9 protein-coding genes are annotated in these 11,406 nt (G+C 61.2%); 7 read left to right on the top strand and 2 right to left on the bottom strand.

Features of this window, described 5'->3' with window-relative positions; genetic code table 11:
• The first annotated feature begins 328 nt into the window (after window positions 1-328).
• The 3 genes from ACYOEI_RS08810 (at window position 329) to ACYOEI_RS08800 (ending at window position 3,782) form a co-directional block, all read left to right on the top strand.
• Window positions 329-796, top strand: coding sequence for a hypothetical protein (locus ACYOEI_RS08810; RefSeq protein WP_462849034.1), 468 nt, complete (start codon window positions 329-331; stop codon window positions 794-796).
• Between the two features lie 234 nt (window positions 797-1,030).
• The gene (locus tag ACYOEI_RS08805; RefSeq protein WP_462849033.1) at window positions 1,031-2,371 is read left to right on the top strand and encodes an RNA polymerase sigma factor; all 1,341 of its coding nucleotides are present in this window, start codon (window positions 1,031-1,033) and stop codon (window positions 2,369-2,371) included.
• Window positions 2,372-2,837: 466 nt separating this feature from the next.
• Window positions 2,838-3,782 (top strand): leucine-rich repeat domain-containing protein, encoded by a 945-nt coding sequence (locus ACYOEI_RS08800; protein ID WP_462849032.1) that lies wholly within the window; start codon window positions 2,838-2,840, stop codon window positions 3,780-3,782.
• Between the two features lie 138 nt (window positions 3,783-3,920).
• On the opposite strand, the gene ACYOEI_RS08795 is transcribed toward ACYOEI_RS08800, so the two are convergent.
• On the bottom strand, window positions 3,921-5,069 hold the full coding sequence (locus ACYOEI_RS08795) for a DUF72 domain-containing protein (RefSeq protein ID WP_462849031.1): 1,149 nt from the start codon (window positions 5,067-5,069) through the stop codon (window positions 3,921-3,923).
• Window positions 5,070-6,021: 952 nt separating this feature from the next.
• On the opposite strand from ACYOEI_RS08795, the gene ACYOEI_RS08790 reads away from it, so the two are divergent.
• Window positions 6,022-6,762 carry a DUF72 domain-containing protein gene (locus ACYOEI_RS08790; protein ID WP_462849030.1) on the top strand — a complete coding sequence of 247 codons (741 nt, stop codon included), beginning with the start codon at window positions 6,022-6,024 and terminating at the stop codon, window positions 6,760-6,762.
• A 38-nt stretch (window positions 6,763-6,800) separates the two neighbouring features.
• Here the strand turns inward: ACYOEI_RS08790 and ACYOEI_RS08785 are convergent, their stop codons facing one another.
• Window positions 6,801-7,736 carry an alpha/beta fold hydrolase gene (locus tag ACYOEI_RS08785; RefSeq protein WP_462849028.1) on the bottom strand — a complete coding sequence of 312 codons (936 nt, stop codon included), beginning with the start codon at window positions 7,734-7,736 and terminating at the stop codon, window positions 6,801-6,803.
• 1,270 nt (window positions 7,737-9,006) lie between these two features.
• Between ACYOEI_RS08785 and ACYOEI_RS08780 the strand changes: the two genes are divergently transcribed.
• The 3 genes from ACYOEI_RS08780 (at window position 9,007) to ACYOEI_RS08770 (ending at window position 10,908) form a co-directional block, all read left to right on the top strand.
• Window positions 9,007-9,483: a hypothetical protein gene (locus tag ACYOEI_RS08780; protein ID WP_462849027.1), complete on the top strand. Its 477-nt coding sequence runs from the start codon at window positions 9,007-9,009 to the stop codon at window positions 9,481-9,483.
• 869 nt (window positions 9,484-10,352) lie between these two features.
• Window positions 10,353-10,592 carry a DUF378 domain-containing protein gene (locus ACYOEI_RS08775; protein WP_462849026.1) on the top strand — a complete coding sequence of 80 codons (240 nt, stop codon included), beginning with the start codon at window positions 10,353-10,355 and terminating at the stop codon, window positions 10,590-10,592.
• A 49-nt stretch (window positions 10,593-10,641) separates the two neighbouring features.
• Window positions 10,642-10,908 carry a hypothetical protein gene (locus ACYOEI_RS08770; RefSeq protein WP_462849025.1) on the top strand — a complete coding sequence of 89 codons (267 nt, stop codon included), beginning with the start codon at window positions 10,642-10,644 and terminating at the stop codon, window positions 10,906-10,908.
• The last annotated feature ends 498 nt before the right edge of the window (window positions 10,909-11,406 follow it).

Raw genomic sequence — 11,406 nt, 5'->3', positions numbered from 1 at the left:
GGGCTAACGCCGCACGGTCTCGTGGCGTGTCACCGGTCCTAGGCATCTCAGCCGGCCTTGAGGACTCCTAGAGGGCGTTTCGGGGTTTTGCCCTCCCCGCCGGTGGCCCTTGGGTCGCGAAGTGGCGCTCGACGACGCTCCAGATCGTCCGGGCGCCGCGGGCCTCGCGATGTCGGCCGCTGCGAAGCGAGGGGTGGCCAGGTTCCATTAAGTGTGAATATTCTGCTGGTCGGGCCCAAGATTTGCGTGCGGAGATCGCCCCCGAACTCGAACGCTTCGAGAAGACGCAGCCCCCTCCTGACTCGCCTCGCGTAACCCCGGAGTTTACATGGACGTCAAACGCTCCTTGACCTGGCTCGTCGACGGATTCGTCTTCCATCTCAACCCGCTCGAGCACAAAGATCTCGACGACCTCTATCGCGAGCGGTCGCTCCCGATGGTGGTCCCATTGCGGTCGAGGATCGATCGAGTCATCTTCGACGGCGGCAAGGACGAACTCTCGGCGGTCGAGGCATTACATGGGTGCCTCGAGTCATTCCGGGCAATCCTGGTCGCGTCGCTCCGCAAGGGCCAGCCGTGGATGAGCGGGCCCGAGGCCGAGTTGGTGGTGACGGTCTACTGCGGCGACGAAGACGACCGGGAGGATGACCTGATCCTCTTTCGCCAGGTGCAATGCTTGGGAAAGTGGACGCTCGAGGGCCTGGTGTCCCAGCACCGTGAGCGATTCGCCGGGCTGATCTCGCTAGCGGAAGCGTTCGAGGCGGTCGTGATGATGCCCTGGGAGGGCGAGGAATAATCCCCGGAGCCGGATCAGGTTTCCCGTTGCGGGGCCATCGCCGATTGGGCGCGGACTAACCCCGACTGGCAACGTCGGGTGCCGAAGGATCTCTGCGGCCTGCCACCTGGCGACCCAACCCCAGAATCGTCGGCGTTTTGAGGCATCTCGTGAAAATCGAGATTGCTGGACCGCCCCTCGCGACACTATGGGAAGGAGGATGAGAGACGACTGCCTCAGGTGGGGACTTCGGCGATGGTGCCTGGGCGACGCAATGGTTGGAAGCGGGCGGTTGTCGGACTACTTCAAGCGGGCACGGCTTCAAGCCTCTCCGACGAGCAACTCCTGGATCGCTTCGCAGCCCGGCATGATGAGGGGGCCGAGGCTGCATTCGCCACGATCGTCGAGCGCCACGGGCCGATGGTGTTGGCCGTCTGCCGGCGAGCTTTGAAAGATCCCCACGACGCCGACGACGCATTTCAGGCGACCTTCCTGGTCCTGGTCCGGCATGCGACCTCGGTACGGCGCGGGAAGTCTCTGTCGTCGTGGCTCTACGGTGTAGCGATCAGGGTTTCGGCCCGCGCAAACTCAGCATCCGCTCGTCGGCGTGCCGTGGAGTCTCGTGCCATCGACTCCCGGGCGACCGAAGAGACTCAGACCGACGATTGCGCGGATGTGTGGGATCTGGTCAACCGTCTTCCGGAAACACTTCGGGTCGCGGTGCTCCTCTGTTACCTGGAAGGTTTGACCCATGAGCAGGCCGCCTCCCGATTGGGATGGCCGGTCGGCACCGTCCGGAGCCGTCTGGCACGGGCCCGCGATCAATTGCGGCGCTCGTTGGCACGCCGGGGTTTTGAACCGGCCCACAGCCTCTCCACCCTCCTCGTCGGGCGTGTTCCCTTGCCGGCAAACCTGGTTGAGACGTCGGTCAGGGCCGCCATGCTGTCAACCCCCCGAAGCGCCCTCGAGGTTGGGGTAATCTCAGCCTCTGTCGTTTCCCTGAGCGAAGGAGTGATTCGCACCATGCTCTTCAGCAAAATTCGAGCCGCCGTCCTTGGGACGGCCGCGACACTATGCGTCACGTCCGCCGGGGTGTTCGCCTATCAGGATGAGGCGACTCCGGCGAAGTCGGCCCTCACGACCAAAGACTCCCTGGTTTCGGGGAAGGCCAACCTTTCGCCCCGGGCCCGCAAGCTGGCCTGGTATGGCAAGGTGATCCCCGAGCGAGCGCGAGCTGCCGCGGTCGCGCAGGCGAAAGGGGACTTGAGGCTCGCGGCCGAGCACACCGAGACCGTGAGTCGGCTCTCCCACGAGTGGAACTGGATGGTTCGACACTCTGACCCGGAGGCGTTTCCCGACTCAGCCTACGAAACCCCGGTTGACCCGCCATCGACGTACGAGTTCGTCCCGCCGGACGGCCCATCCCAGCCTCAAGTCTCGACTTCACCCGATACAGGACTTGTGGATGGATCAGATGTTAGGATTCGGATCGAGGGTGTCGAGAGGAAACTCGACAAACTGTTCGAGCTCCTACGGGATCGCCGCCTTGATCGTGAGACGACAGGGGGATCGGATCACCGTCCTACGGCAAAGTAAAGACGGGATTATCTCATCGCTCAACGCCAAGTCTTGATAGTGCGCTCCAGGATGGGGCGCCATTTTTTTATGTACAAACTCACTTCTACTCCTTTGATAAGGACGAGAAGGACGCCAACCCGGGAGATGACAGCCCGATTTCGCCAACCACTCCCTCGACAGTAGGCTTTTCAGCTCCGATGCTGAATGTATGGGAATTCGCATCCATCGTCCTTGGCGACGCTATCTACGCCTCAGCATGGCCGGCTTCATGATCGCGGTCCTGGCGGTCGGTTGCTGGTTAGGCTGGATGATCCGCGGTGCTCGTATCCAACGAGATGCAGTAACATCCCTACAGAGATCGGGAGGTCGAGTCCTCTACGAGTGGGAGATCGTAGACGGCCGATGGAAACCTAACGGCGCCCCCTGGTGGCCTCGATGGGTTGTGGATCTTGTTGGGGTGGACGTCCTGGGGAATGTCGTCCACGTGTTCCTCGGCCCGGGTTGCACCGATTCAGAAGTGAATCTCGCGGCAACGCTTGGCCATCTCGAGGCGTTGATTCTGGGCGGCGCCCAGGTGTCCGACGACGCATTCGCTCGACTCAATGAGTTCCCCCGGCTCCGATACCTGGACCTGACCGGCACCCCCACCTCGGATGCCGCATTGGTTCATGTCGAAAGACGGAGCGGCCTCGAGGTCCTTTGGATGGACAACACGAGGATCACCGGCGCGGGGCTCGTCCATCTGGAGGGCCTAGCATGCCTCCGGAACCTGCACCTGGCCGGCACGGACGTCGACGATGCCGGGCTGACCTCTCTCGAAGGGCTTGCTGACCTGGAGGAGATAACCCTCGACGAAACGAATGTCGGCGATGCCGGGCTGGCCCACTTCGCCCGACTGGAGCAGCTCCGTCGTCTCAGCCTCAATCACACGAAGGTTTCCGACGCAGGTCTCGTTCATCTGTCGAGATTGCCCCGCCTGGAAATACTCGGCCTCAATGGGACAGGGGTCACTGACGCAGGGCTCGCTTCCTTGAAGGGGAGGGTGAGCCTACGGAAGCTCTACCTTTCCGGGACGAAGGTCTCCGACACAGGTCTCATGAGTTTGGAGGGGCTGACGGGATTGACCGGACTTTACCTGACCTCGACGCCAGTGACCGATCACGGCCTCGTTCCCCTGGGTCGCCTGACCGGGTTACGCAATCTGACCCTCAACGGTACCCGGATCGGTGACGCGGGGCTTGTCCAGCTAGCGGGACTGACCGGCCTTGAAGAGTTGTGGGTCGACAATACGGCGATTAGCGATGCGGGCTTACATCATCTGAAAGGGCTTACGCGGCTCAAGCTCTTGCAGCTCTACAATACACGGGTCTCCGCCAACGGAGAGGCAGAGATTCTCAAGTCGCTACCTGGCGTGAGATTTTATCCTTGAGGCTCGTGCCTTGGCGGCCGAGGGATAGGCTCGGGCTTGCGAGCGTCCCGATCAGGTGTGAACTCGCCCCTGCAAGGACCTCCCTCAAAGGCTGTGTCGCCCACGGATCAGCCGGCGCGATGGAGGCTTCGCCTATGGTCAATGATCCATCCCCGTGATCGCTCGTTGCCAACGAGCGGCGATCCTCTCGAACGTGGGATCGTTCGTTGCCTCGGGAGGGAGGGCGCTGATCAGATCGCGGACGACCTTGCGGCGGGCCTCGTCTTCGTCCATGCCTTCGGCACGGCACTGCTCGAGCGAGGTACGGATGACGGCCAGTGTCGTTGGGTCGATGTCGAGCCAATCCGCCACGGCGGCAATCGTCCCCGGGGCGTACCCTTCGAGGCGGTTGTTGACGTACAGGAACGCCGGGGCGTTCCGTGCTATAGATTGACGGCAGAGCTCGGCCATCGCCTCTCGAGCGGGATGATTGAGCTCCTGGATCCGGTCATAGGGCTCGAACGCCTCGACGCTCCTCTCGTAGGACTGGCCCTTCGCCACAATCGCCCTCGCGACGGTGAAGTCGGCGGTGTGGGCCCCCTCCATCGCAATTTGCTTGGCGAGCTCGGGCATTCGGGTCCAGGCGGTGAAGACGTGGGCGACGTTGTGCGAGGCCAGCAGGGCGAAGTACGCCGGGCCGAGGTATTCGGGGTTGCGGATCTCGACGCTATACCGCGGGCCCTTGGGGAGCTTGGAGAGGAATCCGTCGAATTTCTCGAGGAAGTCGTCGACGGTCGGGAACGTCGACTTGTTGAACGTGCCGAACTCGAGAATCAGGGGGCCCACCCGTGCCGAGTAGGGGGCGAGCCGGCGGACGAACAACGTGGTAAAGACTTCGGCGTTCAGGAAGTGGACGTTCGGCTTGCCGGCCTTGGTGCCGTACCGGGCGTGCTTCGGCCAGGCGGCAACCGTGATGTCTTCGGGGACCTTCAGCCCGACGATGAGACTCGAAGGAGACTCGCCGAACAGCCGGGCCCAGTAGTCTTCGCTCGGGAACTGGTAGAAGGCGAAGTCGCCGCAAACGGTTGGGAAGACCTCGGCGTACTCCGCCAGGCAGGTCTCCTCAAACTTCTTCTTCGAGAACTTCCCGCGGGTTTCGTAGCGGTCCGGGCTGTAGATCGACCCGAGCCAGCCCTCGTACTTCCAACTCGAGGTCCCGAAATAGACGCCCTGCTCGGCGAGGGCCCGGAGCTTCGGGGCAAGTGACCTGGCCAGGAGAGAGTGCGAGGACTCGGGTTCGTTGGGCATGGCGACCGCCTTTAGTGGGTTGGGGACGACCACGGAGCTCCGACTATAGCCGAGGGGGACCGGGGCGGAGAGGCGGGGAACCGGCCGAACAGGTCGGGGCGGAACGCCGTTGACGTTGCGCTGTGCTCCAACGTCTCAGGAATTGACGTGCAATGGCTACGGCCGATCTGGGAGATTCGAGGATATGGCCAAGGCTCCTCTCTCCACCTTGGCGGCCAGAGCTCGAAACCGAAATGTCGAACAACCGGAGAGACGACATAGTTCGACGCAATCGCCCTCGTCTTACTCGCCAGTGGTCGGCATGGCTTCGCGTGCTGATCGGGGTCGCGGCGGTCATCCATTCCTTGACCGCCACCGACCTTAGCAAATCAGGTCGGATCCTGATCGGTGTCATTGGTGCAAGCTTTATTTGCGTAGGCATCATCTTGCTCTACTTGAAAAAACGATTTCCCGGGTAGATCAAGGCACCTGACCCTACGCGGCGTCGTTGAGGTCCTGTTCCGATCGAGGTGCCGGGCGGATGACCTGAGCCCCCTCGGGAATACCGTCGCCGTGGCCCAACCTTTGCGAATGACAAGGTCGGACCTCGGATGCTCCTCCGGCCAAAACTCCTTGGAGCGTCATCCCGCTCGGATCCTCCACGAATTCGGCTGGCGGCTGGCTCCCCGGGAGCATTGCTCGGCTCGACGGTTCATTCGTGAACACAAGCAGGTGAGGACCTACGGTGCCTGGGGCAGGAGCTTGAGGAAATGATCGGCCCTGCCAATCCCGATACCGCAAGTGCCTACGAACTATGCTATCGACCAAACTTGGGCTAGCGAATCGGATCAACCTTGGTCACTTGGACCATGGACAGATGGTTGTTTTTGTCATTCGATGACACGGCAAATGTCATCAATGCGAGGTCTAGTTCACTTCGTCTTTCGCCTCACCGGATTGGATTGGGCTGATAATGGGCAGCACAGGCCGTGACGTCCGCATCGGTTGCGCCGGCTGGTCGATCCCGAAAGAGCATGCGGGACGTTTTTCGGCCGATGGAACCCACCTCGCTCGGTATGCCTCCAAGTTCGCCGCCGTCGAGATCAACTCGTCGTTCTACAAGCCCCACCGCCCGACGACCTATACTCGCTGGGCCGGGTCTGTGCCAGTCGGCTTCAAATTCTCGGTGAAGATGCCGAAGATCGTGACCCACGAGCGGCGACTGGTGGACGCTGAGGCCACCATAGGTAGCTTTCTCGAGGAGGCGACTCATCTTGGCGAGAAGCTTGGGCCACTTCTCGTCCAGCTCCCGCCCAGCCTGACGTTCGCTGCTCAGGTTGCCGAGCCGTTTTTCGCCGGGTTGAGAGAGCGATTTGATGGGGACGTGGCCCTCGAGCCAAGGCATGCGAGCTGGTTCGAGCCGACGGCCGAACACCTGCTCGTGCGGTACCGCGTGGCGCGGGTTGCCGCCGACCCGGCCGTGGTCCCGGCCGCGGCTAAACCCGGGGCTTGGGATGCCCTCCTGTACTACCGCCTCCATGGCTCTCCGAAGATTTACTACTCCCCATATTCGAATGAGTATCTATGTAACCTCGCGAACGTGCTGGACGATGCAGCCCGGTCGGCCGACGTCTGGTGCGTGTTCGACAACACGGCCGACGGGTGCGCCACCCCAAACGCCCTCGACGTCCTGGACAAGGTTGGGACGCTCTGAGACATTTTTTGAGCTTGTCCCTAGCTCGGTGATCTGGCTTAGCCTCGAATTGCCGTTGCTTGGCAAGCGGCGACGAAATCGGCAACCAGACGGTCGAACCGCTCGTGATGTTCGAGTAGGCCCATATGCCTGGCTGGCGAGAGCGTGACCAGCGTGGCCTTGGCCACATGGTTGACGATGAATTCGCCGGCCTCGGGTAACGTCGTCGTGTCCTTGTCGCCCACGAAAACCAGCGTCGGGATGTCGATTTTGGGCAGGACGGCCGTGGCGTCATAGGCGAGCATGCCGAGCATGCCCCTGGCCAGGACGTCGGGTCTCCCTTGCGGCATGAACCGGCTCACGAAATCGAGTTGGCCCCGGGTTTCATTGCCCGAGAACGAAGTCTTGTGCGTCGAGCGATGCGCCGAGCCGTTGAAATAGCTCATCCAGTTCATCACCCAGACGAGGGGCCAGGTCGCGATCGTCAGGTACAGTAGCGGGATCAGGACCGGCTTCTCTATCGCGGTAAAGAAGCTCGCCATCGAAGTCGTGCGCACCGGATTGATGTAGGTCGTGTGGGCGAGCACCAACCCTGCCACCTTGGCCCCGAGGGCTTCGGGGAATTGCTTGCAGTAGGTCAGGGTAATCATCCCGCCGATGCTGTGACCCACAAGGACCGCGGGTCGGCCGGCGAAGGTCAGCACGGCGTCGAGGTCGGAGGCGAGGTTCTCGAGGCGGTAGTCGTTGTCGTCGGGCTTCTTCGACAGGCCCAGGCCCGGTTCATCCCAGACGATCAGCCGAAACCGGTCGGCGAGATACCGCTTCTGATAGAACCACTCGGTGCTGTTGGCCCCCCAACCATGGGTGAAGACGATCGGTTGCCCCTCGGCCGGGCCATAACACTCGACCCGCAGCTCACTGCCATCGGGCCGACTGATCGTGTGAACCTCGCCGACACGATCGTCCTCGGGGTCTTCCTCTCCTTCGGGGCGCATTGCAACGGTTTGCACCTTTCGCTTGCGGCGGCGGTCGCGTTTGCTCTCGCGATGGCGAGTCTCTGACGGAAGTCCGCGACCGGATGTCGAAGGCTTGCCTTGGCGGAGCGTGAGCCTGGTGAACCCGTTGCCGATCAGCCGGCCCGCCGCCGCCCAGGCGATCAAGGCGATGGCGCCAGCGAGTTCAGCTGTCCGCCGGTTCCAGCCAGGATTGAAGCGAAAGACCCGGCGAATCGGGCGGGTTTCTTGTAGACGTCGGACTGGCCTCTCATCGGGGGCGGTTTTGGCGACCAATTCCACTCGTGACGGGGTTTGGACGACGTTCGAATCGTCATACCATCGCTCGAGGAGGTATATGCCCCCTGCCAATAACACGATCGAGAACAATCCCCGTAACCAGATTCCTAGGATATTGAACGGCATGAAGTGCATGGTTGGGCTCTGAGTTGACGGCTAAAATCGGATATCGAATACTTGGCGGAACCATCCTTATGCAACGGCTATGCCGAAGCGATGAGATTATGAATTTCGACTCGTTCATGGTTTGACTTTTAAAAATCATGGACATCTAAAAGAAAAAATTTCCTTGAGGACGGTGATCCGCGAAGCCGGTCCGGAATTTGCTCGGGCTGGTTAAAACCTGAGGGTCTGACGGCGCACAAGGGCAGCCCAAGCCGATCACCAGGGTGGAAGGCATGTCCAGCTCATCTCTGCAGCGACGGTCGCTCTGCATGGCGATCTGCCTCATGCTCTTCGGCTGGAGCCAGTGTTCAGATTCTGCACAGGCCAGGCGGAAGAAGCCGGTCAAAGCCGTCCCCGAGCCAAGGCGGTTGACAGGAACGCATCTGCCGCCGACAAAATCCCCCTCCGTAGCGGCCAGGATGTGCATGGTCTGGTCGCGGATTCGTCATCTCCGGCGACGTTGCTCGTCGTCGCTCGTCGAGAATGGCTCCGAGTTCCGTTCTCGGATCGCATAGAGAAGTGGGAATTCGCTGAACGGGAAGGATCGATCAAGGCCCGGTTACAGCGGCGGCAACGACTCGAGGGCTGGCGTCGAGAACGCCCCTCGTCGCCGGCTCCCGGCGATCGAATCTCACTATGGATCGATCAAGAATTGGCCAAAGTCCTCGAATCCGAGACCCCATCCACGCTCATCGTCGTTCATCTTGACCGGCGTGAGGGGAGGTCCGTGCAGTAACGCGGCGACCAGGCTGCGCGAGCGTTGAGGGCGGCATGGCTGTTGGATCGACCGGACCCGGAAACCTCTCCCTTGTCGACCCTAATCGACTCGATCCCTGGGCGTGCCCCCTACTTGGAACGAGATGATCCGGTCGACATAGACAGCCTGCTTCCGCCTGCGCTCGAGTCCGACGAGCGATGGTTCCTGCGACGAGCGGCCACCGAGGTGCTCCAGGATGAAGGCCTGAGATTCATCCGGATCGGAAGCACACTGCTCGCCGAGCCGATGGCCGGTCAGAGGCCCAATCCCACGGCGGGCGCCACGATCGTTGAGGGGACGATCCGCGATGTCTTGACTGGCGGCCGGGCGGACCCCCTGCCGGCCAGGCTGGGCAGCGTCGCCGAACGTGGCCGAGTCGGCGCGATGGTGACGCGGGTCGAACCGGCCGCGGACCTCGGTTCGGTGAATGCCGAGGCGGCACTCTATGTCCGCGGTAGAGGAGGGTGGGAGCGGGGACTCGGGCGTTCCAGTACCTTGCAGGTCGGTGAGATGCCCCCTTCGTCATGAACGCAGTCGGCAGCGATCCCCAGGTCAAAGCGATTCTCGACTTGGTCGATTCTTCGGGAGCCGGGCTGGTCTCCCCCGAGATGAGACAACGTGGGCTTGAAATCGGCACAACGACGGGAGCCGCGGCTATCATGTCCAGGGCCGCATTGACTCGTGCCCTCTCTGCCATCGCTCTCGACATCGAAGCGAAGCATGGGGGAAACCATAAGTAGAAAACTGAGTGCCAATCGGAGAAATGGGGCGCGACAAAACATCGCGAGGCGCACAACTAGAGACTCTTGAAGAAGATACGGCCGCTCATTGCGTCGGGTCACGGCTCATCGAGGCTACGAATAGAAATATTGATTTATTGTTATATCAAATAGACAAACTATTCCACAAGTCCTCGAATGACGGGGATGTGGACAAAACCAGGGAGCATCGAGATGGGTACTCAGACCAGACGCCGGAACGAAGAAGAAACGGTCGACGAGTCCGGTCGTAAGCACGATAGCCGAGGCCGGTTCGCCTCCGACGACAGCGAGCAAGGGGGCAGGAAGCCGCCTACCGGATCTTCGGCAAGGGTAAAGCCAAGACGTAATATCGGAGCTTCCAAATGCCAGGGGCGAACCCCCGTACCCTCCCGACAAGACTACGGGAGGGTTTTCATTAAATCGTATGATCAAAAAAATTTACATTACACGATATGCTTCGCCTTATATCAGCCGACTGAGGCCCTCCTCTCCCTCCGGCCGTGATCAGATCTTCCGGGGATTTGGTCAAGGCATGGCACAAATAGTGCTTATTGCAATAATCGGTTCAAATATTGCAAATCGAATAGGATGGGGTTTCTACCCGTCGGGGTTCTTCCGCGGAAAGGACACAAGAACATGAAGACCGTGCATTTCGCCTCCCTGGTTCTGGCGATCGTCGGGGCCGTCAACTGGGGGCTGTGGGGGCTTTTCCAGTTCGATCTCGTCGCCGCTCTTTGCGGTGGACAAACGGCGCCCATCAGCCGTGTGGTCTACAGCCTTGTGGGCCTGGCTGGCGTTGCTCTCGCCATCACGACCACGGCTCATTCCACCATGATTCCGCTGACCAAGTCCGCTCCGGCTAGCAGCCGAATTTGAACAATCGTCCATGAGTGCTCGATCACCAACCCTTCACGAGGAGTCCAGCATGTCGACCTCCACGCTTCAGAGCCCAAGTCGTTCAATCGCCCCGGGCGAGCATAAAGAGGGCACGATCACCAAGACGATCGAGCACTATACGAGCCAGGTTCCCTCGGGGACCTACCTTACCCTCGCGGTCGGATCGATTGGGCTGGCGGCCGTCATGAAGCTCATGGGCCGCGACAAGGACGCCCAGTTCATCGGACACTGGGTGCCCACGATCCTGATCCTCGGCCTGTACAACAAACTCGTAAAGGTCGAGGGATCGGATTGACTGAGTCGTTGACCGGACCGGCGAGTATGCCCGGCATATTCGACCGGCCTCGGTTCGTGAAAACCCTGGGATTTCCGGTCAATGTTCGACATTCCTCGTTGATCTCCATCGGGCTCTCACCACGCGAGGAGTCCACCCCAAAGGCACAAAGGACACAAAGTAGCGGAGCCTGAGAGGACCAATCCTCTTCGGACCCGCTTCGATGGTGCTTTGTGTCCGTTGTGCCTTTGGGGTGAAGCCTTCTTCCGGATAGGGCTCGGTGGGGATCAGCGAGGAGTCTCGCGAATATCCACAACATCCGGGAGCGAACTTGGCTGGCAGGCCCGGCTTCCTCGTCGGACGAGATCACCGACCAAGTCGTGTTGCGATACTTCCAGCGGGTCAGCAACGTCGACCTCGACTTCATCCGTGGGGCGCTCGATACGAATGAACTTCGCGAGTCGATCACTGCGGTGCGGCAACGCGAGTGGGAATGCTCAACGCCGCCGGTCGGGCAGG

It is taken from the genome of Singulisphaera rosea (assembly GCF_054877945.1).
Note: the sequence above shows the minus strand (reverse complement) of the source record. Positions and strands in the feature narration are given on the sequence as shown.

Coding starts and splice junctions, on each gene's coding strand:
- ACYOEI_RS08790 (WP_462849030.1), top strand. CDS start 6,022: ATGGGCAGCACAGGCCGTGACGTCCGCATCGGTTGCGCCGGCTGGTCG.
- ACYOEI_RS08775 (WP_462849026.1), top strand. CDS start 10,353: ATGAAGACCGTGCATTTCGCCTCCCTGGTTCTGGCGATCGTCGGGGCC.
- ACYOEI_RS08770 (WP_462849025.1), top strand. CDS start 10,642: ATGTCGACCTCCACGCTTCAGAGCCCAAGTCGTTCAATCGCCCCGGGC.
- ACYOEI_RS08805 (WP_462849033.1), top strand. CDS start 1,031: ATGGTGCCTGGGCGACGCAATGGTTGGAAGCGGGCGGTTGTCGGACTA.
- ACYOEI_RS08785 (WP_462849028.1), bottom strand. CDS start 7,736: ATGCGCCCCGAAGGAGAGGAAGACCCCGAGGACGATCGTGTCGGCGAG.
- ACYOEI_RS08810 (WP_462849034.1), top strand. CDS start 329: ATGGACGTCAAACGCTCCTTGACCTGGCTCGTCGACGGATTCGTCTTC.
- ACYOEI_RS08795 (WP_462849031.1), bottom strand. CDS start 5,069: ATGCCCAACGAACCCGAGTCCTCGCACTCTCTCCTGGCCAGGTCACTT.